Raw genomic sequence first — 21,784 nt, 5'->3', positions numbered from 1 at the left:
CGGTGAAACTCCTTTTGCGGAAGAGAAGCCATGGATCGCCTTAGCGCGCTGGAAACATTTATCTGCGTTTTTGAAACGGGGTCGTTTTCCGCTGCGTCCCGCAGGCTCGGTATCGGGCAGCCTGCGGTTTCCAAAGCGATCATGCAGCTTGAAAATCAGCTGGCAACGCCACTGCTGCTTCGCTCTACCCGAGGGTTGACGCCGACAGAAGCCGGGCAGCATTTTTATGATCAAATCGTCCCTGCGGTAAAGATGCTGGGGGAAGCTCAAGTGCAGGTGGTGAGTGGGAGCGCGGCGCTGTCCGGGCGGCTGCGTATCTGTGCGCCAGTGACGTTTGCCAGGCTGCACATCATGCCTCGCCTCCATGAGTTCATGGCAGAACATCCTCAGCTAAACGTCGATGTCATTCTGGACGATCGCCCCATCGATTTGATTGCTGAAGGGATTGATGTGGCATTACGTTTGGGCGAGATGAAGGATTCCAGCCTGATCGCCCAGCGGCTGGCATCGTGTTCTATGCGTCTGTTGGCGACCCCCGACTATTTTGCGCGTCATAGCATGCCAGCCTCTCCTGATGCGCTGGCCGCACACCCTGCCGTTATCTATTTGCAGGGGGAGAGAACCGATCGTTGGATCTTTTCTCAGGAGGGAACACAGACCACCGTCTTCCCTAATGGACGTATCCGTGTTTCTGCGGCGGAAGGCGTGCGTGCGGCCGTGCTGTCCGGTGCAGGGCTGGCTGTGGCGTCTGAATGGATGTTCGCGCCAGAGCTGGAAAGTGGGCAGGTCGTCACCGCGCTGGATTCATGGTCGCTGGGGAAAATGGACCTGTGGGCTGTCTACCCCGGAGGCCGCATGACATCCGCTCGCGCCAGAATTTTTACCGGCTTCGTTCAGCGCCTTTTCTCCTAATTCATTCCTGTTTGGAATAGATGATATCCATTTTACCTCTCTACTGGGAATGAACCCGGCACCTTATGCTGTGCTCATCACTTGCCGACTTCCGGCGGGAAACACACAGACAGGTATGATGATGAGTACATTATCCAGCGAAGCCGAGGTTAGAACGCAGCAGGTTCCCGGCAAATTACTGATTTTCTCGATGGCCGCAGCCAGTGGCATTTCTGTTGCCAATATCTATTACAACCAGCCGATGCTGGGCGTGATGAGTGAAAGTTTTACGTCGAGCGGGGCAGTCTCGCTGATCCCAACGGTGACGCAGCTGGGCTACGCTTTGGGACTGTTACTGCTGGTTCCTCTCGGTGATAAGTTCGATCGCCGTCAGCTGATTGTGTGGCAATTTTTGATGCTGGCGTTGGCTTCTGCGTTTGCAGCCTTATCGACATCGGCTGTTGCTTTATTAAGTGCGTCGTTGCTCATCGGTTTTGGGGCGACTGCCGCACAGCAGATTGTTCCGGCTGCGGCGGCGCTTGCCAACGCGAAACAGCGCGGCGCCATTGTCGGGACGGTGATGAGCGGGTTGCTAAGCGGGATTCTGCTTAGTCGTACGATTGCGGGCCTTGTGGCGGAAAGTGCGGGCTGGCGTGCGATGTTCTGGCTGAGCGTGCCGCTGGCGCTGGCGGGCGCGTGGGCAATGGGAAAAATGTTACCGGCTTCGCCATCGAATCAAACCGTTCGTTACAGTGAACTGATGCGTTCACTGGTGACGCTGTGGCGCGGTGAGCGTGCATTACGCAAAGCCACGCTGATTCAGGCGCTGCTGTTTGCATCGTTCAGCGCGTTCTGGAGTGTGCTTGCGCTGTATCTGGAAAGCGGACGTTTTCACATGGGGGCCGCTGCTGCGGGGTTGTTCGGGGTGATTGGTGTAGCGGGGATCTTTGCAGCTCCGCTGGCGGGAAGAATCGCCGACAGAACCGGTAGTCGCCCGGTTGTGATTGCCGGAGCGCTGCTGACGCTGCTCTCATGGGGAATATTCATCGGCTTTGATTCCGTTATTGGCCTGATTATCGGCGTTATTCTGCTCGATCTCGGCGTACAAAGCGCATTAGTGGCCAACCAACATGTGATTTACGGGCTCGGTGAAGCGGCAAGAGGTCGAATCAATACCGTATTCATGGGCGGTATGTTTTTAGGCGGCGCGGGGGGATCCTCCGTTGCGATGGCTGCCTGGCATCAGGGGGGATGGCTGATGGTCGGAGGGCTTGCCAGCGCGTTGGCAATCATGGCACTGCTGGCTGCGCTGATGAAAACGAAAAAAGTGTAATAGCGGCTGGGAAGCAGGCTGACATAGCCAGACAGGGCGGCAGGGAAACATTGCCAATGTTGTTTTACAACCGGTAGATTAACCTTACCTGCTGATGACAATACTATACATTTGGCTTGCTATAGTCCTTTCATCCCTTGTCAGTACCTCACATCTCTGTGAGTGTTGTGTTAGTTAACCATCCCTGTCATTAGAATGACCTTACCCGCCTTGTGCGGGTTTTTTTTTGCCTGTTTTCCTGCTCGCGGGACGAGTGCTGAGCGTATCTATTCTGTGTCGCTGTTGAGTGAACTGTCGGGCACGGCTTTGGTGACGACCCGGTTTCTGCCTTCATGTTTGGCCTGATAGAGCGCGTCATCCGCAATTTTCAACACGCTGTCGATCTGTTCCGCTCCCGGAATAAAGCAGGTGACGCCTAATGAAATTGTGATGTTTTCAGGAATCGGCAGCGGCATTTTTTCCACTTTTTTACGCAGCCGTTCTGCAATATCAACGGCTTGTTTCATATCCGTATCGGGCAGGAGTGCCAAGAATTCTTCTCCGCCAGTGCGGCAAATCAGATCGGAGTCACGTGAACCCTGTTTTATGTTTTTAGCCAGCAACCTGATGACATCATCGCCGATGTTGTGTCCGTAGGTATCATTCACGCGTTTGAAATGGTCGATATCGATCACGATGGCGGCAACCTGATGGCTCTTTGACAGAATGAGCTCAATGTTTTCATAGACACCACGGCGATTGAGTAACCCGGTGAGCGGATCGGTGTGGGCTTGCAAGCTCAGTTTGCCGATCCGCTTGTGCAATAACACCGTACCGAAAAGAATGACGCGTTTTAGCTGGTCAACTTCAAAGTACCAGGAGGGGACTTTCTTGATTTTTTCAATCACGTCGGGCTCTTCCATTTTACTGGCAGAAACGGCCAGCAGGCGTAGAGGGTTGGCTATAGAGAAGGCGAGCAGGGTGAGCGCAATGAGCGTTAATGCCATCACTGGCGCACCTTCATATAAGACTGAACGCATGACGCCGTTAAGTGAATCAATAACGTTTTGGGAAGGATGCAAGGTAACGATAATCCAGCCAGATGACTTGACCGTATCAAAACCAGCCAGCGATGGGGTACCTAGCATATCGGGTATCGCAAGGGTTCCACTTTTTTTGTTCTGAAATGCGGCTTTGATTTTCTCATCTCTGATGGATTTGCCGACCCATTGTTTATCCTGATGGTAGAGAACAATCCCGTTTTTATCGATCACGTAAACGCTGGAGTAATCGTTATAAAAATGGGTATTCATGAATTCGTTCAAGACGCTTTTGCTTTTTAAATAAATGGTTCCGCCGATGTAACCGAGATAATTTCCCTGTTTGTCTTTGATGGGGGAGGACACCAGCACGATCAGATTTCCCGTAACCGAAATATAAGGCTGGCTGATTAACGGTTTTTGTTCCACCAATGCCTGCTTGCTGGCCTCTGAGGTTAGTGTGCTTCCTTTCAGATTCAGCGATGTTGGGTAAACCGTGCGTATGCGATTCTGCGTATCCGCAACGAAGACGGAATTAAAACTTTCGCTCATGCGGTATGTCTGCTCGCTTTTCTCCAGCAATGCCTTATCGTCATCAAAGCCTTCTGCCATTAATGTCGCGCTGTAGACCAACTCTTGTTGTGCGGAGGATAAAAAACTTTCCGTGGTAGCCGCGAGTTTGGAAGAATAGTTAAGGTTTGAACTCAATATCTGATCGGTAATGAGCTTTTTTTGTACATTATAAACAGCAACATAGGCGTTGGTCAGCGTAATGAGCATGCTGATAATGGCAAGAGATAGAATGAGTGAACGCAAATTGACCGGGAGTCGTTTTCTTATTTTCATGGTGGCCGCACCTATTTTCCGCTAGGTAAGCAAAATCACGTTTTCTTTTTGTTATTTCATCATCAATGGCAAACCGGCGGGGCATCCTTGCGACCAATGAATAAACCCGCCATTCAAAGTTATAGACGCTAATTAGGCTATCTGGCAACGTATTGATATCTCTCCATCATCTTCGACTTAATGGAGAGAATGCACGATTTCCAGCGTGCCATTAATGATGAATTGCACCCCCATGCAAACCAGCAGAAATCCCATCAGACGTGAAATGGCTTCAATGCCGCTTTGACCGATCAAACGCATAATCAGACCAGAGCTTTTCAGGCTGAGCCAGACGATCAGGCTGATCAACATAAAAGTCAGTACGGGGGCAACGGTAATCACCCATGGCGTAATATCGACGCCGCTCTTGATTTGTGAGGCAGAACTAATGATGAGGGCAATGGTTCCAGGCCCCGCGGTGCTGGGCATCGCCAGCGGAACGAAAGCGATATTGACCTCATTGGCAGAGAAACTGTCGTTGATTTCTTCTTTTTTGCTTTTGACTTCAGGCGCATGTTCTGGTTTTTGCTGAGGGAAAAGCATGCGAAAACCGATAAATACCACGATGAGCCCGCCAGCGATGCGCAAGCCGGGAATGGAAATTCCGAAGGTATTCATCACGACCTGACCCGCGTAGTACGCGACGGTCATAATGATGAAGACATAGAGTGAGGCCTGAAAGATCTGACGATTTCGTTCCCCTTGGCTCATGTTGCCGGACATCGCCAGAAATACGGCTACCGTTGTCAGTGGGTTCGCAAGTGGCAGGATTAACACCAGACCAAGACCAATGGTTTGAATCAATTCCAGCATTCTACGTTCCTCTTTATTGGGGCGCTGTCGTCAGTTCAGGAAAACGGTCAATGATGACCTGTCGCGAGGGTGTCTGATACGGCTTACGCCAGCTCATCCTCCGCTAATTTTTTGAAGCGATAGAGCGTTTTCGTCAGCATATCGCGAGAAAACATATCAAACATTTGGCCGATCTTTTTTCCAATCAAGCCTCCCGGTGGATTGTAGCGAATCGTCAGCGTCACGGCTGTACCCGCTTCCGATGTGGCTGGCTGAAACGAAAGCCTGCCTTCATTGGGAACCCGCGCCCCTTCCAGTGAACGCCAGTGGATATATTCCCCTGGTTTTTCATCAATAATACGAGCCTGCCATTCAATGAGCGCGCCAATCGGCGTGTTAATCCGCCAGTTGGAGTCGGTATAGTTCAGTATCTCAATACTGGCGAAATGCCCCATCAGGATCGGCAACGTTTCCGGTTTACGCCAAAGATCAAACAAGCGCTCTGCCGGACGATTGATAGTAATACTGCTGCCGATCTCATTGGCATAGCTGCCGTTTTTCGCTGCGGTTCTTCTTAAGAAAGAGGGAAGCACCCGTCATTCTCCCTAATTGATGGTTACCCCTTTATGGGCATATGCACACCATTCTGACTGATATCGGCCAGCGAAGCAAAGCGGTAGGTGGCGGGCGATATGGGATAGTGTTGATGCAGGCTATCACAGCAATAGCCAGGATTTTTGCGTGCCTAATGTTGAGTTAATGTTCATTCGGTACTGTAAGCATCAGACAGTAGCCGAATGAAGTGCCGCAAAACACCAGGGTTTTTCTATAATGATAATCGCTGTACCCCGCCCACTATTTTTAGTGGGCTTTTTTTTATTTATATTTCTCTGTTTAGGCATTTTATTTTTATATGAATTGATATTCGTCAATTTATTGTTAATGAATTTATACCTATTAAGATGTAATAGATGTTTATCCGTAGGCTCTGTCCTTTAAATAACATATGGTCTGTGAGTCGATTTACTTTATAAACATGCCGTGCTACGTTTATCGCCAGCTTTTATGCTGGTGAGAATAAATATGAGTAATCCATTTGTTGCCCGATGGAGCCGTAACGGCAATCTGCTTTGCCACGGCCACTGGTTAATATCTTATAAAGACAAAGATTTCGCGCTACCGGAAAAATATAAAGAAAATCATATGGGAACGATGGGGATCTACTCTATCATCGATCCTGATGATGAAACTTACCGGGACGGATTAGATGAGGACGATTGGATTCTGGAGAATATCGACTGGTTGGCCGATAGCTTCGAAGAAAATAATATTCCCATCGAAGAGTGTTATTTTAGATATTTCTTTCAGGCTATAAATAAGCAGGACTGGCGATGCACCAGTTGCGCAGGCTGTATGTAAATTACGCTAGTATTCATTATTTCCTATCTGCTTTGTACCCTACTGACCACTTGTACTCTACTGACTACAGAGTAAAGTCGCGCTATTTTCTACCTGACTATCGGCGGCGCTTTCCTTCGTTTTTCATCCCTTTTCATTTTCTTTGCTATGCGCTTCGCATCCCGCGCAGCGGGGCGTCTTTTTCAGGGAAAAGTGTTACCCTGACCCAACAATCCTTGATTAAGATGAGGCGGCAATGACGGAAGCTGACATTCTGCGGTTAAGTGTTTTGGTCGGTGAAAAACTGAAGGCGCGCGGTGCTACGCTGACGTGCGCGGAATCCTGCACTGGGGGCTGGTTGGCTAAGTCTATTACTGATGTCGCAGGTAGCTCCGGCTGGTTTGACTATGGCTTTGTGACATACAGCAATCTGGCCAAGCAGCGTCTGGTAAATGTGAACGCGAAGACATTGGAACGGCATGGCGCGGTGAGTGAAGCCGTCGTCAATGAGATGGCCGCAGGGGCGTTGCAGGCCGCCGATGCAGATTTTGCCATATCGATAAGCGGCATCGCCGGGCCCGACGGGGGGACCGAAGAGAAGCCTGTCGGCACGGTATGGTTTGGCTTCACAGATAAACAGGGCGGGGCATTCGCGCGGACAATGCGGTTCAGTGGAGACCGAAACGCGGTACGTCTGCAATCGGTCCATTTTGCGCTGCAAACGCTGCTCGACGCGTTTCTGAAAAAATAACCTTGATGCTGTATGCGCATACAGTATAATGTCAGTAATTATTCGGCAATTCATGATTAAGCAGCCGCGTAGAGACAGCAGCTTTACGCCGCATGACAGGAGCAGAAATGGCTATTGATGAGAACAAACAAAAGGCACTTGCGGCAGCACTGGGCCAAATCGAAAAGCAATTTGGTAAAGGTTCTATCATGCGGTTGGGCGAAGATCGCTCAATGGATGTTGAAACTATTTCTACAGGCTCCTTGTCCCTTGATATTGCTCTGGGCGCCGGTGGTTTGCCGATGGGCCGTATCGTTGAGATTTATGGCCCGGAATCTTCCGGTAAAACAACGCTGACCTTACAGGTTATTGCTGCCGCTCAGCGTGAAGGCAAAACGTGTGCGTTCATCGATGCTGAACACGCGTTGGATCCGATTTATGCGAAAAAGCTTGGCGTAGATATCGATAATCTGCTGTGTTCTCAGCCGGATACCGGCGAGCAAGCGCTGGAAATCTGTGATGCGCTGACGCGCTCCGGTGCTGTTGACGTTATCATCGTCGACTCTGTTGCTGCTCTGACACCGAAAGCAGAAATTGAAGGTGAAATCGGCGATTCCCACATGGGGCTGGCCGCACGTATGATGAGCCAGGCGATGCGTAAATTGGCGGGTAACCTGAAACAAGCCAATACGCTGCTGATCTTCATCAACCAGATCCGTATGAAAATCGGTGTGATGTTCGGTAACCCTGAAACCACAACGGGTGGTAACGCGCTGAAGTTTTACGCTTCCGTTCGTCTGGATATTCGCCGTACTGGCGCGATTAAGGAAGGCGAAGAAGTTGTCGGCAGCGAAACTCGCGTTAAAGTCGTGAAGAATAAAGTGGCGGCACCGTTCAAACAGGCTGAATTCCAGATTCTGTACGGCGAAGGTATCAATATCCACGGTGAGCTAGTCGATCTGGGTGTGAAACACAAGCTGATCGAAAAAGCGGGTGCCTGGTATAGCTACAACGGCGACAAGATTGGTCAGGGCAAAGCAAATGCCTGTAATTTCCTGAAAGAGAACCCAGCAGTTGCTGCGGAACTGGATAAGAAATTGCGTGAAATGCTGCTGCATAAAGGCAATGAGCTGACGCCTGCCACAGCGGGCAATAGCCATGACGAAGATGCATTCGCCGATGAAGGCAACGAAGAGTTTTAATGGTGGCTGAATTCCTTGTGACAAAGTACATCAGCGGGTAGATGGATGAATAAACCCTTACGCTATGCGATGAATGTGCTTTCTGTTCGGGATTATAGTGAAGCCGAAATACGCCGCAAATGTGCGGCGTATTTATATAAATCAGAAAGTGCAGAAGCAGAAGATGAAGCGAGAGAGGCTACTGCTCGAGCTGCAGCAGAAGATGTGGAAGTGGCCATTGCTTACTGCAAAGAGCACGGTTGGCTGGATGATGCGCGCTATGCACGCCGCTATATCAGCAGCCGAAGTCGCAAAGGCTATGGCGTCCAGCGAATTAAAATGGAGCTTAGCCAGAAAGGAATCGATAAGACGATATTAGCCACGGCATTAAACGAGAGTGATATCGATTGGTGCGCGCTGGCGAAATCAGTTGTGGAACGAAAATTCGGGCATCCTCTGTCCGATGAATGGAAAGACAAAGTCAAACATCAGCGATACCTGCTCTATCGTGGCTTCTTTCATGAAGAAATCCAGTCAATTTATACGAATTTTTCAGATTGAACGCATACGGGATTTTACTTCCCATCGAAGAAAATTTATCTTATTCCCACTTTTTTGTTCGTGAGTTGCTCGGTAGCGTCAGCATGCTGGACTAACCTTGCCCGCGACCTGTTCTTCTAGCTTGATTCCAGGACAATTATGAGCAAGAGCACCGCTGAGATCCGTCAAGCGTTTCTCGATTTTTTCCACAGTAAGGGACACCAGGTTGTTGATAGCAGCTCTCTGGTGCCGAACAACGATCCGACATTGTTATTCACCAATGCGGGTATGAACCAGTTTAAAGATGTGTTCCTCGGGCTGGATAAACGTAACTATGTCCGTGCGACGACCTCGCAGCGATGCGTGCGTGCCGGTGGTAAACATAATGACCTGGAAAACGTAGGTTATACTGCCCGCCACCACACCTTCTTTGAAATGCTGGGTAACTTCAGCTTCGGTGATTACTTCAAGCATGATGCGATTCGCTATGCGTGGGAATTACTGACGTCTCCCCAGTGGTTCAACCTGCCGAAAGAGAAACTGTGGGTAACGGTATACGCAACAGATGACGAGGCCTACGACATTTGGGCTGATGAAGTTGGCGTACCGCGTGAAAGAATTATTCGTATTGGTGATAACAAAGGCGGACCTTACGCTTCTGATAACTTCTGGCAGATGGGCGAAACAGGGCCGTGCGGTCCGTGTACCGAGATTTTCTTCGATCACGGTGAACACATCGCGGGTGGCCCACCGGGAAGCCCTGATGAAGACGGCGACCGCTATATCGAAATTTGGAACCTGGTGTTCATGCAGTTCAACCGTCAGGTTGATGGTACGATGCTGCCGCTGCCGAAACCTTCCGTCGATACCGGAATGGGATTAGAGCGTATCTCTGCCGTGTTGCAGCACGTCAATTCAAACTATGACATTGATTTGTTCAAAACGCTGATTGAGGCGGTTGCTAAAGCCGTTGGTACGACGGATTTAACCAATAAGTCGCTGCGTGTTATCGCTGACCATATCCGTTCTTGTGCGTTCCTGATTGCGGATGGCGTGACGCCATCTAATGAAAACCGTGGCTATGTTCTGCGCCGTATCATTCGTCGCGCTGCACGTCACGGTAACATGCTAGGCGCTACGGATGCCTTCTTCTATAAACTGGTTGCGCCACTGATTGAAGTCATGGGGCCAGCGGCGGAAGAGTTGAAGAAGCAGCAGTCTGTTGTTGAGCAGGCGCTGAAGATGGAAGAAGAGCAGTTTGCTCGTACGCTGGAACGCGGCCTGTCTCTGCTGGATGAAGAAATTAAGAACCTGAAAGGGGATACGTTGGATGGCGAAACGGCCTTCCGCCTGTATGACACCTATGGTTTCCCTGTCGACCTCACCGCGGATGTGTGCCGTGAGCGTGGCCTGAAAGTCGATGAGGAAGGTTTTGAAGCTGCAATGACGGCTCAGCGCCAGCGTGCGCGTGAGGCCAGCGGATTTGGCGTTGATTACAACAGTCTCATCCGTGTGGATGAAAACACGCCATTCTGCGGCTACGAAAAAACGCAGCAGCAAGCGAAGGTTATTGCGCTTTATCACAATGGAAATGCGGTTGATCAAATTGCGGCAGGCGATGAAGCAGTAGTGATCCTGAACGAAACGCCATTCTATGGTGAGTCCGGTGGTCAGGTTGGCGATCAGGGTGAACTGAAAAACGCGGGCGCCAGCTTTACCGTTCAGGATACTCAGAAATATGGTCAGGCAATCGGCCACGTCGGTAAACTGACTCAGGGTACGCTGCGTGTTAATGACAGTGTCGATGCAAACGTTGATAGCCAACGCCGCGATCGCATTCGTCTGAACCACTCCGCAACGCACCTACTGCATGCCGCGCTGCGTCAGGTTCTGGGCGATCATGTCGCGCAGAAAGGTTCTCTGGTTAACGATAGCTATCTGCGTTTTGACTTTTCACATACGGAAGCGATGAAACCTGAGCAGATTCGTCAGGTTGAAGATATCGTCAATGCGCAAATCCGCCGTAACCTTACCGTGCAAACGGATGTTATGGCACTGGATGATGCAAGAGCGAAAGGCGCGATGGCGCTGTTCGGTGAGAAGTACGACGACCATGTTCGTGTCCTGACAATGGGGGATTTCTCCATTGAACTGTGCGGGGGCACACACGCAAGTCGTACGGGTGATATCGGCCTGTTCCAAATCATTTCGGAATCAGGTACTGCTGCCGGGGTACGTCGTATTGAAGCGACCACGGGGGAAAATGCGCTTTCTGCGCTGCACCGTCAGAGCGACGTTCTGCAAGATATTGCGCAACTGCTGAAAGGGGATAGTCACAACCTGACGGATAAGGTACGCTCTGTTCTGGATCGTGCCCGCACGTTGGAGAAAGAGCTTCAGCAGTTGAAAGCTCAGCAAGCGGCGCAGGAAAGCTCGTCGCTGTCCGGCAAAGCAAAAGAGGTGAGCGGCGTGAAGTTGCTGGTTACGCAACTGGACAACGTGGATCCTAAGCTGCTGCGCACGATGGTGGATGACCTGAAGAATCAGCTAGGGTCTGCTGTTATCGTTCTCGGAACGGCGGCAGAAGGCCGGGTTAGCTTGATTTCTGGTGTAACGAAAGATCTGACCGACCGCGTAAAAGCCGGTGAACTGATTGGGTTTGTTGCTCAACAGGTCGGTGGTAAAGGCGGTGGCCGTCCGGATATGGCTCAGGCTGGTGGTTCAGACGTGTCTGCATTGCCTGCTGCGCTGGCAAGTGTTGAATCTTGGGTTACTGCTAAGCTATAAATAGATAACGTTTTATTCGCGTTATCCAACAAAAACGCCATAACTTTCTGGTTGTGGCGTTTTTGTCTGCGGAAAAGGGTCCGGCAAGTGGGGTAGAACGTGTGCTACCTTCAGATATTCTGAAGGATGATGTGCTCAGCCCCGCTGTCGTGATAACAAAAGCACAAGCTACTGATATCGACTAAACTAACAAGTAGTGACAAACCGGAGTGTGGTGGTGGTGCTTATACCATCGTCTAGGTTTACGTTTTCACGGCACATGATGGATAATGGCGGGGAGACAGAGAGACCCGACTCTTTATAATCTTTCAAGGAGCAAAGAATGCTTATTTTGACTCGTCGAGTTGGCGAAACCCTCATGATCGGCGATGAGGTAACGGTTACCGTATTAGGAGTGAAAGGCAACCAGGTGCGTATTGGTGTTAATGCACCTAAAGAGGTTTCTGTCCACCGTGAAGAGATCTATCAGCGTATTCAGGCCGAAAAATCTCAACCAACGTCATATTGATTGACAATGCGTCTCGTGTTCGCGGGACGCAATTGTTATTTCCCGCTTTTCTCCCACACATTTATCGATATATCCATTTTACTGTGCGTTCCTTCTAGCAAGGTAACCGCCTGTTTTTCTGTCGATAAAACAGACTTTTTGTTGTGAAAATACGCATCTTGGATGCGAATTGTTCAAACAAACACAAGGTGGGAAAAATTGTTTGACTTATAAGTCTGGGAAAGTAATATGTGCGCCACGCAGTACCGGTGAGCACTAACAAGAAGTTCTTAGTAGCAAATCAGGTAATGTAAGGTGAGGTGGCCGAGAGGCTGAAGGCGCTCCCCTGCTAAGGGAGTATGCGGTCAAAAGCTGCATCGAGGGTTCGAATCCCTCCCTCACCGCCATTTAATATGCATCCGTAGCTCAGCTGGATAGAGTACTCGGCTACGAACCGAGCGGTCGGAGGTTCGAATCCTCCCGGATGCACCATTAAATACTGCCTTTTCGAGGCAAGTAGTATTAGTAAAAGTAAGTTTTGTCGTAGATAAAGAATTTTTAATGCATCCGTAGCTCAGCTGGATAGAGTACTCGGCTACGAACCGAGCGGTCGGAGGTTCGAATCCTCCCGGATGCACCATATTTCGATATGGATAAGGTTGTTATCTTGCTCTTATAACCGATAATCTTGGTTTATAGGAATAAGGAAGAAAATGCTGTTTTAGCAACAGCGCCAAAAGGCGAGGCGAAGCCGAATAATCTTCCTGGATGCACCATTCTTAAGTATCTCGCTCAATTCCCTTATTTCTGCACCACACTCTGCATCCGTAGCTCAGCTGGATAGAGTACTCGGCTACGAACCGAGCGGTCGGAGGTTCGAATCCTCCCGGATGCACCATATTTCGATATGGATAAGGTTGTTATCTTGCTCTTATAACCGATAGTCTTGGTTTATAGGAACAAGGGAGGAAAACGTTGCTTTAGCAACGGCCCGAAGGGCGAGGCGAAGCCGAGTAATCCTCCCGGATGCACCATATTCTGATGTAAATAAAATCGTTGTCTTACTTCTTATCTTAGTGTGGCTTAATAAGCGCAAGAATAATATTGCGTAATCGACGTCCTGCCAGGACGGTACAAGTCAGACACCGTTCTCAGATACACCACTTCTGTCTTATCAAACGTCCTCTGCCTACTTTTAGCGCGATAACGTCATTGGCCCTTTTGCCGATTCAGAACGATATTTCTCTCATCACGTCCGCACCTTAACTCTTGTCTCTTATTCTGCCTGTATACCGGTATTGAATCGGTGAATAAATAAAGGTTTTCTTACCACTATGGTAGTAATAACCTGTTTTTTATAAGGTTATTGAGTAAGCGACAACGTTTTCACTTTACGATAAAGTAAGCTCTCTTTTCAGTGATCATGGAGTCATGATGTACGATCGCTATCAAGGGCTGATCTTTGATATGGATGGCACCCTGCTCGATACTGAACCGACGCACCATAAAGCGTGGGATGAGGTTCTTGCACGGTATGGTATGAGATATGATGCCAGTGCCATGACAGCGTTGAACGGCTCGCCCATCTGGCATATTGCACAGCGTATTATCGACAGTCATCAGGCTGATATTGATCCTCACCAACTGGCTGCGGAAAAAACTGCTGTTGTTGAGGCAATGCTGCTGGATACAGTAAAACCCCTGCCGCTGATTGATGTGGTTAAGCATTATCGCGGACGGCGCCCTATGGCGGTCGGTACGGGTAGCACGCATGGCATGGCTGATAGATTGCTAACGCATTTGGGTTTGCATGATTATTTTGATGCAATTGTTGGGGCGGATGATGTGATTCGGCATAAGCCTTTCCCTGATACCTTTCTGCGCTGTGCTGCGTTGATTTCTGTTGCACCGGAACACTGCATTGTGTTTGAAGATGCAGACTACGGTATTGAAGCCGCTAAACGCGCTAACATGGCCGTGGTTGACGTCCGTACATTGTGAGTGAGTTCTGGGCCGTTTTTTCTCTTTTCTGGAGTAGCCTGCTCAGTGCAACACTGTTGCCCGGTAGTTCAGAAGTTCTGCTGGTAACGTTATTGTTGGCTGACAGCGCAAAACCCTACCTGTTGATCGCTGTGGCGACGGTAGGAAATACGCTGGGCGGGTTAACAAATATTTTTATAGGGCGCTTACTCCCTCAGCCAAAACAACAAGCTGGGTATACGGTGGCCATGCGCTGGTTGCAGCGCTATGGTTGCGCTGCGCTGTTATTTAGCTGGGTTCCGGTAGTAGGCGATTTATTGTGCGTGTTAGCGGGTTGGCTACGCATGCCCTGGGTACAATCGGCGGTTTTCATCGTTATTGGAAAAGCGCTGCGGTATATCGTATTGGCAGGTATAACGTTACAGGGCATGGCGTGGTGGTCTTAACCAGATTGCAATGTGAACTGGTGAGTGCTACTGAGTTTCAATTATGCTTACAACCATTACATTTTAACAACGGGAGGTCGATTTGATCCCGGACATTTCAGAAGCACTTTCTTGGCTGGAAAAACACCCCTTGGCGGTGAAGGGCATTCAGCGTGGAATTGAACGCGAAACATTGCGCGTAACAGCAAACGGACATCTTGCTACGACAGGGCACCCTGAGATATTGGGTTCGGCGTTGGCACACCCGTGGATTACGACAGATTTTGCAGAAGCGCTGTTGGAGTTTATTACGCCGGTCGATAAAGATGTTGATCACCTGCTGACGTTTCTGCGCGATATTCATCGCCACGTTTCCCGCAATCTTGGTGATGAGCGGATGTGGCCATTGAGCATGCCGTGCTTTATCGACAGCGAACAAGATATAGAGCTGGCGCAGTATGGTTCATCAAATATCGGGCGCTTCAAAACGCTTTATCGCGAAGGGTTGAAAAACCGCTATGGCGCGTTGATGCAGACCATTTCCGGCGTGCATTACAACTTTTCCCTGCCGCTGTCATTCTGGCAGGCGCGTGAGGGCGTCTCTGATACAGAAAGTGGGAAAAAAGCCATTTCTGCGGGATATTTCAGACTGATTCGCAACTATTACCGCTTTGGTTGGGTGATCCCTTACCTGTTCGGTGCTTCTCCGGCGATCTGTTCTTCTTTCCTGAAAGGGCGGGAAACGGCACTGCCGTTTGAGCGCACGGAAAAAGGCATGCTGTATCTGCCCTATGCAACCTCTCTGCGGCTCAGTGACTTAGGCTATACCAATAAATCACAGAGCAATTTGGGGATTACGTTTAACGATCTGGATACCTATGTCGCTGCGTTAAAACGCGCGATAAAAACGCCATCTGAGGAATATGCTCGGGTTGGTATGAAGAAGGATGGTCGTTATCTACAATTGAATACGAACGTCTTGCAGATTGAGAACGAGCTTTATGCGCCGATTCGTCCGAAGCGTGTAACTCGAGCGGGTGAAACGCCGTCTGATGCCTTGCTGCGTGGCGGAATCGAATATATCGAAGTGCGTTCACTGGATATCAATCCTTTCTCTCCGACCGGGGTGAGTGAAAGTCAGGTACGTTTCCTGGATCTATTCCTGATCTGGTGTGCGCTGGCAGATGCGCCGGAAATGAGCGCCGATGAGCTACTGTGTACGCGTAAAAACTGGAATCGGGTGATTCTGGAAGGGCGTAAACCGGGGCAAACGGTGGGTATGCGGTGTGAAACCATCCAACAGCCGATTGCCGAAGTAGGGAAATCCCTGTTTGCGGATTTACGTCGTGTTGCGGAAGTACTGGACGCGGAAAACGGTCAACTGCACTATCAGCAGGTTTGCGATGAGCTGCTTGCTGGTTTTGACGATCCAGAAACGACGTTCTCTGGTCGACTATTAACGTTGATGAAGCAAGAAGGCAATGGTAGCGTGGGGCTGAATTTAGCGGAAGAATACCGCAAAATGCTCAGCAACGAACCGTTGCAGGTGTTGACGGAAGAACAGTTGGCTGCTGCGAGCGAACGCTCCTGGCAGCGTCAACGTCAGATTGAGTCTGAAGATACGATGAGCTTTGACGATTATCTGGCGGCGAATTAAAAAGAAAAGGCCACAGAAACTGTGGCCAAATAAACATCTCTAATAGGGATGATGATAATAAATGCGCGTCTTTCAGTAAGTCAGACTCGCATAAAAAGGAAAAGTTCTCGGAAACGAGAAAAAATGAATTTTTTTCTTTGAGGAGGTGGAATTATGCCGTTACTAGATAGCTTTACCGTTGACCATACCCGTATGGCCGCACCCGCAGTTCGGGTCGCTAAAACCATGAAAACCCCTCATGGCGACAATATCACGGTATTTGACCTGCGCTTCTGTCGTCCGAACATTGAAGTCATGCCAGAGCGTGGTATCCATACGCTAGAGCACCTGTTTGCTGGGTTCATGCGCGATCATCTAAACGGTGATGGCGTGGAAATTATCGACATTTCTCCGATGGGATGCCGTACGGGTTTCTACATGAGCCTGATTGGCACGCCGGATGAGCAACGTGTTGCTGATTCCTGGAAAGCGGCGATGGCAGACGTTCTGAAAGTGACCGACCAGCGTAAAATTCCTGAGCTGAACGAATTCCAGTGTGGCACCTATGAGATGCACTCGCTGAAAGAAGCGCAGGAAATCGCTCAGCACATCGTGGATCATGATATTGGTATCAACCAAAATGACGATCTGGCACTGCCGAAAGATAAGCTGGCCGAGCTGCATATCTAGTTTGTCGGATAGGTACAAATAAAAAAGAGAGCTGAAAGTTGGCTCTCTTTTTTTGTGTTCGAGAAAGGGTCAGACGGCAAGAAAGTGTTGTATAACCCGGCTACCAAAGTAGGAAAGCGTTAGCATCAGCGCGCCGAGCAGGCTGAACCAGACAACGCGCCGACCGCGCCACCCTTCATGATAATGTCCCCAGAGCAGCAGAATATAGATGAACCACGCAAACAGGGAGAACACGGCCTTGTGCAAGTTCTCTTTGTTATCGATTAGATCGTCCATGTAGAACAAGCCGGTACAGAGCGTCAGCGTGAGCAGAATGACGCCAATCTGCGTGATGTGAAACATTTTACGCTCAATGCCCATCAGCGGCGGCATGTCAGCGGCAAATCCCAGTTTTTTATTCTTGAGCAGATAATCAAGCCAGGCAAGCTGGAGCGCATAAAGGGCAGCAATTAACAGCGTGGCATAGGAAAAAAGTGCCAGACCGATATGGATCATCAAGCCCGGTGACGCTTCCAGATGCGTAATAAATTCACTTGGCATGAAGCTGGCGAAGGCTAGATTGATCAGCGCAAAGGTGTAAACGATAGGAAGAATAAACCAGCCACGATCGCGCGCGGCAACAATCGTCATCACCGTACAGATGATAAGACTGACCAGCGAACCGATATTCAGCAGGCTAAGGTTTTGGCCGACCTGGACATCGAAAATACGTTGATAGAGCGCCACCGCATGGCAGATTAGCGCAGCGCTGGCCGAGAGTATTGCCAGCCGACGATATGCACTGTTCTTGCGCAGCAGACTGGGGATAATCAGTCCGAGGCTGAGTGTGTAGGCGACAAGCGCCACAATAGCGAAAACAGACATACAAATAGGTTATTAAATATCAACTAGGTAAAATGAAGAATCAGTATAGCGTTAGTCGCCGTGGGCACCAACAGTTCTCCGTCAGCAGCGCTGAGATCGTTCCCGCTTTTGTGTATAATCTCTTCCATTCGTGTCGCGCTGGCGGCCTGTCTTACGTTGAGCATGAGATATGTTTGAAAATTTAACCGATCGACTCTCGCGCACATTGCGCAATATCAGTGGCCGTGGGCGGTTGACTGAAGACAACATAAAGGAAACGCTGCGTGAAGTGCGTATGGCATTGCTGGAAGCCGACGTCGCGTTACCTGTGGTGCGTGATTTTATCAATCGCGTGAAAGAGCGTGCCGTAGGGCATGAAGTTAATAAAAGTCTGACGCCGGGCCAAGAGTTCGTCAAAATTGTTAAAAACGAACTCGTCAGTGCCATGGGGGACATCAACGCCGAGCTGAATCTTGCTGCGCAACCACCTGCGGTTGTTCTGATGGCCGGTCTGCAAGGTGCGGGTAAAACGACCAGCGTGGGCAAACTGGGTAAATTCCTGCGCGAAAAGCATAAGAAAAAAGTGCTGGTGGTTTCAGCTGACGTTTATCGCCCTGCGGCGATTAAACAGTTGGAAACATTGGCAGAGCAGGTGGGGGTCGATTTCTTCCCGTCAGACGTGCAGGAAAAGCCGCTTGCGATTGTAGAACGTGCGTTACAACACGCTAAGCTGAAATTCTACGATGTATTGTTGGTCGATACCGCGGGTCGTCTCCATGTTGACGACGCGATGATGGACGAAATCAAGCAGGTTCACGCGGCGATTAAGCCCGTTGAAACGCTGTTTGTGGTTGATGCCATGACGGGGCAGGATGCGGCGAATACGGCGAAAGCCTTTAATGAAGCGCTGCCGCTGACCGGTGTAATCCTCACTAAAATTGATGGTGATGCCCGTGGCGGTGCGGCGTTGTCTATCCGCCATATTACTGGTAAGCCGATTAAATTCCTCGGCGTCGGTGAAAAAACCGAAGCGCTGGAGCCGTTCTACCCTGAGCGTGTTGCATCGCGCATTCTCGGCATGGGCGATGTGCTTTCACTGATTGAAGATATTGAAAGCAAGGTTGACCGTACACAGGCAGAGAAGCTGGCGAAGAAGCTGAAGAAGGGTGATGGGTTTGATTTGACCGATTTTCTGGATCAGCTCAAGCAGATGCGCAATATGGGCGGCATGGCGAGCATGATGAGTAAAATGCCTGGCATGGGCCAACTGCCTGATAATGTGAAATCGCAAATGGATGACAAGGTGCTGGTACGTATGGAAGCGATCATTAATTCAATGACGCATCAGGAACGTGCTAAGCCTGAGATTATCAAAGGATCGCGCAAACGTCGTATCGCGATGGGCTCTGGCATGCAGGTGCAGGATGTAAACCGCCTTCTGAAACAGTTCGATGATATGCAGCGAATGATGAAGAAGATGAAAAACGGCGGCCTGGCGAAAATGATGCGCGGTATGAAAGGGATGATGCCACCAGGATTCCCGGGGCGTTAACCACCGAAACCGATGGTGCAGAGAAACTCTTGGCGAGATTACACGCTTTAGATTGCTTTTTGCGCCAAAATGAGTAAAATTTTCGGGCTTTTTATATGACATACTGGGCTCCGTTCCTCGATGGGGCCCAGTTGTTTTATTCACTAAAGAGGATGTTATGGTAACAATTCGTTTGGCACGTGGCGGCGCTAAAAAACGCCCTTTCTATCAAGTAGTCGTGACCGACAGCCGCAATGCGCGTGATGGTCGTTTCATCGAGCGCGTAGGTTTCTTCAACCCAATCGCAGCTGGTCAAGCAGAAGCCCTGCGTCTGGATCTGGACCGTATTGAGCATTGGCTTGGTCTGGGTGCAACTGTGTCTGATCGCGTATCTTCGCTGATCAAAGACGCTAAAAAAGCAGCATAATCTGTTGCGGTGGTGATAATGAGCAATCAACTCAGCCCAAAGCCTCCCGTTAACCCGATTGTGATGGGGAAAATTGGATCGGCGTATGGCATCCGAGGTTGGCTCAGAGTGTTTTCATCCACCGAAGATGCCGAGAGCATTTTTGATTATCAGCCTTGGTTCATCCAGAGCAAAAGCGGTTGGCAGCTTGTCGAGATTGAAGGCTGGAAGTATCACAATCAGGATCTGATCATTAAAGTGAAAGGTACTGATGACCGTGATGCGGCTAATTTACTGACTAATTGCGAAATTGTCGTAGATTCGTCACAACTGCCCGATCTGGGCGAAGGTGATTATTACTGGAAGGATCTTATGGGCTGTCAGGTCGTGACCGTAACTGGTTATGAGTTGGGTAAAGTCATCGATATGATGGAAACCGGCTCGAACGATGTGATGGTAATAAAAGCCAACCTGAAAGATGCCTTCGGAGTCAAGGAACGGCTGGTTCCGTTCCTCACTGAACAGGTTGTTAAGCGCGTCGACCTTTCTACTCAAACTATTGAAGTAGATTGGGATCCTGGTTTTTGAGCTCTGAATCGACCAGTAGTACCCAGCGGAACGAGACTATGTGGATTGGGGTGATTAGCCTGTTTCCAGAGATGTTCCGGGCAATTACTGATTACGGAGTCACTGGCCGGGCAGTAAAAAATGGCCTGCTGAACGTACAGTATTGGAGTCCTCGCGACTTCACTTACGATCGGCATCGCACCGTGGACGACCGACCTTACGGCGGCGGCCCCGGAATGCTGATGATGGTGCAACCTTTACGGGATGCGATCCACGCAGCAAAAGCAGCGGCAGGCGAAGGCGCGAGAGTGATTTATTTATCACCTCAGGGCCGTAAATTAGATCAGCAAGGCGTACGTCAACTCGCTACGAACCAGAAGATGATTCTGGTCTGTGGACGGTACGAGGGGATTGATGAGCGCGTAATTAAAACCGAAATCGATGAAGAATGGTCGATCGGCGATTACGTACTTAGTGGTGGGGAACTGCCAGCGATGACCCTGATTGACTCCGTTGCCCGCTTTATACCGGGCGTACTGGGGCATCAGGCTTCAGCAGAAGAAGATTCTTTTGCCGATGGGTTGCTGGACTGTCCTCATTTCACTCGCCCTGAAATACTGGAAGGCATGGAGGTTCCGGCAGTGTTACTGTCTGGAAACCATGCGGAAATACGCCGCTGGCGATTGAAGCAGTCGCTGGGCCGAACCTGGCTTAGAAGACCTGAACTTCTGAAAAGCCTAGCTCTGACTGACGAGCAAACAAGGTTGCTGGCTGAATTCCAACGTGAATATCAGTCTGAGCAACAAGAGTATTAGGTGGTTACGCCGGTTTGACCTGGCGAACCCAACTATCAGTTTACCTAGGGTAAGAGACATATTATGAGCAACATTATTAAGCAAATCGAAGACGAACAAATGAAGCAGGACGTACCTGCATTTCGTCCGGGTGATACCGTAGAAGTGAAGGTATGGGTTGTTGAAGGTAGCAAAAAACGTCTGCAGGCATTCGAGGGCGTGGTTATCGCTATTCGTAACCGCGGTCTGCATTCTGCATTCACTGTTCGCAAAATTTCTAACGGCGAAGGCGTGGAGCGTGTATTCCAGACTCACTCTCCAGTAGTTGACAGCATCGCTGTTAAACGTCGTGGTGCCGTGCGTAAAGCCAAACTGTACTACCTGCGTGAGCGTACTGGTAAGTCTGCTCGTATCAAAGAGCGTCTTAACTAAGATAGCGCTTTCGCAACATCCGAAAGTTGTTATTTTTCAAAGGCCTAGCGTAAATGCTAGGCTTTTTTTTATCTAAGTGGCGGCAAAGTGGCGGCAGAGAAAAAGCAGTGGCGACAGATAGGCAAAAGAAAACCCGCTTTCGCGGGCTTTAGGTTGCTGTGTTAAATCCAGAGTGTTCCCTGATTTGACCGATCAGGGTGTGGCGGGACGGGCTTAACATCGCCCGGCGTCATAATAATATCCGCGATGGTTTCCATTGACTTGAATGTGCAACCGCAGTTGATATTCTGGCACTGGTGATAACGCTCTTTTGTCTTGTTCGTAATGTAGCGGCTGGATCTCGCGTGCGCTGCATTTTGGCAGAGTGGGCAATGCATCATTTCGTAAATCGCCTTATCGTCCTGTCTGGTTTATATCATCAATCATATCACTTTATT

22 protein-coding genes and 4 tRNA genes are annotated in these 21,784 nt (G+C 49.7%); 21 read left to right on the top strand and 5 right to left on the bottom strand.

All coding sequences use genetic code 11. From position 1 onward, the window contains the following. Positions 1-30 precede the first annotated feature (30 nt). Together R9X49_RS21300 and R9X49_RS21295 are read left to right on the top strand one after the other, a co-directional pair. On the top strand, positions 31-912 hold the full coding sequence (locus tag R9X49_RS21300; protein ID WP_319850266.1) for a LysR family transcriptional regulator: 882 nt from the start codon (positions 31-33) through the stop codon (positions 910-912). Between the two features lie 121 nt (positions 913-1,033). Then, positions 1,034-2,224 (top strand): MFS transporter, encoded by a 1,191-nt coding sequence (locus R9X49_RS21295; RefSeq protein ID WP_319850265.1) that lies wholly within the window; start codon positions 1,034-1,036, stop codon positions 2,222-2,224. A 266-nt stretch (positions 2,225-2,490) separates the two neighbouring features. Here the strand turns inward: R9X49_RS21295 and R9X49_RS21290 are convergent, their stop codons facing one another. The 3 genes from R9X49_RS21290 to R9X49_RS21280 form a co-directional block, all read right to left on the bottom strand. Further along, positions 2,491-4,089 carry a sensor domain-containing diguanylate cyclase gene (locus tag R9X49_RS21290; RefSeq protein ID WP_319850264.1) on the bottom strand — a complete coding sequence of 533 codons (1,599 nt, stop codon included), beginning with the start codon at positions 4,087-4,089 and terminating at the stop codon, positions 2,491-2,493. A gap of 177 nt (positions 4,090-4,266) precedes the next feature. Beyond that, positions 4,267-4,941, bottom strand: coding sequence for a MarC family NAAT transporter (locus R9X49_RS21285; protein WP_263057892.1), 675 nt, complete (start codon positions 4,939-4,941; stop codon positions 4,267-4,269). Between the two features lie 83 nt (positions 4,942-5,024). Continuing rightward, positions 5,025-5,513 carry an SRPBCC family protein gene (locus R9X49_RS21280; RefSeq protein WP_319850263.1) on the bottom strand — a complete coding sequence of 163 codons (489 nt, stop codon included), beginning with the start codon at positions 5,511-5,513 and terminating at the stop codon, positions 5,025-5,027. Positions 5,514-6,003: 490 nt separating this feature from the next. Here R9X49_RS21280 and R9X49_RS21275 point away from each other — a divergent pair, with 490 nt between their 5' ends. The 14 genes from R9X49_RS21275 (at position 6,004) to luxS (ending at position 16,774) form a co-directional block, all read left to right on the top strand. Further along, entirely contained in the window at positions 6,004-6,339 is a 336-nt protein-coding gene (locus tag R9X49_RS21275) for a hypothetical protein (protein ID WP_319850262.1), read from the top strand. A 235-nt stretch (positions 6,340-6,574) separates the two neighbouring features. Beyond that, the gene (gene pncC, locus R9X49_RS21270; RefSeq protein ID WP_319850261.1) at positions 6,575-7,069 is read left to right on the top strand and encodes a nicotinamide-nucleotide amidase; all 495 of its coding nucleotides are present in this window, start codon (positions 6,575-6,577) and stop codon (positions 7,067-7,069) included. 107 nt (positions 7,070-7,176) lie between these two features. Further along, complete coding sequence (gene recA, locus R9X49_RS21265) at positions 7,177-8,250, top strand: recombinase RecA (RefSeq protein ID WP_015841372.1); 1,074 nt, start codon at positions 7,177-7,179, stop codon at positions 8,248-8,250. 45 nt (positions 8,251-8,295) lie between these two features. Beyond that, on the top strand, positions 8,296-8,790 hold the full coding sequence (gene recX, locus R9X49_RS21260) for a recombination regulator RecX (protein WP_319850260.1): 495 nt from the start codon (positions 8,296-8,298) through the stop codon (positions 8,788-8,790). 138 nt (positions 8,791-8,928) lie between these two features. Next, on the top strand, positions 8,929-11,556 hold the full coding sequence (alaS, locus tag R9X49_RS21255) for an alanine--tRNA ligase (RefSeq protein WP_319850257.1): 2,628 nt from the start codon (positions 8,929-8,931) through the stop codon (positions 11,554-11,556). Positions 11,557-11,878: 322 nt separating this feature from the next. After that, positions 11,879-12,064, top strand: coding sequence for a carbon storage regulator CsrA (csrA, locus tag R9X49_RS21250; protein ID WP_005972168.1), 186 nt, complete (start codon positions 11,879-11,881; stop codon positions 12,062-12,064). A 293-nt stretch (positions 12,065-12,357) separates the two neighbouring features. After that, positions 12,358-12,450: transfer RNA gene (locus R9X49_RS21245), tRNA-Ser, on the top strand. A gap of 8 nt (positions 12,451-12,458) precedes the next feature. Next, positions 12,459-12,535 (top strand) — tRNA-Arg (locus R9X49_RS21240). A 71-nt stretch (positions 12,536-12,606) separates the two neighbouring features. After that, positions 12,607-12,683 (top strand) — tRNA-Arg (locus R9X49_RS21235). Between the two features lie 181 nt (positions 12,684-12,864). Further along, positions 12,865-12,941, top strand: a tRNA-Arg gene (locus R9X49_RS21230). 536 nt (positions 12,942-13,477) lie between these two features. Continuing rightward, entirely contained in the window at positions 13,478-14,044 is a 567-nt protein-coding gene (yqaB, locus tag R9X49_RS21225; protein ID WP_319850256.1) for a fructose-1-phosphate/6-phosphogluconate phosphatase, read from the top strand. After that, on the top strand, positions 14,041-14,469 hold the full coding sequence (locus tag R9X49_RS21220) for a YqaA family protein (RefSeq protein ID WP_319850255.1): 429 nt from the start codon (positions 14,041-14,043) through the stop codon (positions 14,467-14,469). The genes yqaB and R9X49_RS21220 overlap by 4 nt, the downstream gene beginning before the upstream one ends. 82 nt (positions 14,470-14,551) lie before the next feature. After that, positions 14,552-16,105 (top strand): glutamate--cysteine ligase, encoded by a 1,554-nt coding sequence (gene gshA / locus R9X49_RS21215; RefSeq protein WP_319850254.1) that lies wholly within the window; start codon positions 14,552-14,554, stop codon positions 16,103-16,105. Between the two features lie 153 nt (positions 16,106-16,258). Beyond that, positions 16,259-16,774 (top strand): S-ribosylhomocysteine lyase, encoded by a 516-nt coding sequence (gene luxS, locus R9X49_RS21210; protein WP_010286009.1) that lies wholly within the window; start codon positions 16,259-16,261, stop codon positions 16,772-16,774. 69 nt (positions 16,775-16,843) lie between these two features. Here the strand turns inward: luxS and R9X49_RS21205 are convergent, their stop codons facing one another. After that, positions 16,844-17,638 (bottom strand): inner membrane protein YpjD, encoded by a 795-nt coding sequence (locus tag R9X49_RS21205; protein ID WP_107169154.1) that lies wholly within the window; start codon positions 17,636-17,638, stop codon positions 16,844-16,846. Positions 17,639-17,807: 169 nt separating this feature from the next. Here R9X49_RS21205 and ffh point away from each other — a divergent pair, with 169 nt between their 5' ends. The 5 genes from ffh to rplS all read left to right on the top strand — a co-directional run bounded on the left by ffh (position 17,808) and on the right by rplS (position 21,347). Further along, positions 17,808-19,169 (top strand): signal recognition particle protein, encoded by a 1,362-nt coding sequence (ffh, locus tag R9X49_RS21200; RefSeq protein ID WP_319850253.1) that lies wholly within the window; start codon positions 17,808-17,810, stop codon positions 19,167-19,169. A 157-nt stretch (positions 19,170-19,326) separates the two neighbouring features. Next, positions 19,327-19,575, top strand: a complete 249-nt coding sequence (gene rpsP / locus R9X49_RS21195; protein WP_015841363.1) for a 30S ribosomal protein S16 — start codon at positions 19,327-19,329, stop codon at positions 19,573-19,575. A gap of 18 nt (positions 19,576-19,593) precedes the next feature. Further along, positions 19,594-20,142, top strand: a complete 549-nt coding sequence (gene rimM, locus R9X49_RS21190) for a ribosome maturation factor RimM (protein WP_180779587.1) — start codon at positions 19,594-19,596, stop codon at positions 20,140-20,142. A 38-nt stretch (positions 20,143-20,180) separates the two neighbouring features. After that, a complete protein-coding gene (trmD, locus tag R9X49_RS21185) occupies positions 20,181-20,936 on the top strand; it encodes a tRNA (guanosine(37)-N1)-methyltransferase TrmD (protein ID WP_015841361.1) in 756 nt (251 codons plus the stop codon). 63 nt (positions 20,937-20,999) lie between these two features. After that, complete coding sequence (gene rplS, locus R9X49_RS21180) at positions 21,000-21,347, top strand: 50S ribosomal protein L19 (protein WP_010285987.1); 348 nt, start codon at positions 21,000-21,002, stop codon at positions 21,345-21,347. A 161-nt stretch (positions 21,348-21,508) separates the two neighbouring features. Here rplS and R9X49_RS21175 read toward each other — a convergent pair whose 3' ends face one another. Further along, a complete protein-coding gene (locus R9X49_RS21175) occupies positions 21,509-21,727 on the bottom strand; it encodes a DNA-binding transcriptional regulator (RefSeq protein WP_103161059.1) in 219 nt (72 codons plus the stop codon). Positions 21,728-21,784: the final 57 nt, after the last annotated feature.

The sequence above is a fragment of the Pectobacterium carotovorum genome, from assembly GCF_033898505.1.
Lineage (GTDB): Bacteria > Pseudomonadota > Gammaproteobacteria > Enterobacterales > Enterobacteriaceae > Pectobacterium > Pectobacterium carotovorum_J.
This window is presented reverse-complemented; position numbering and strand designations above follow the sequence as displayed.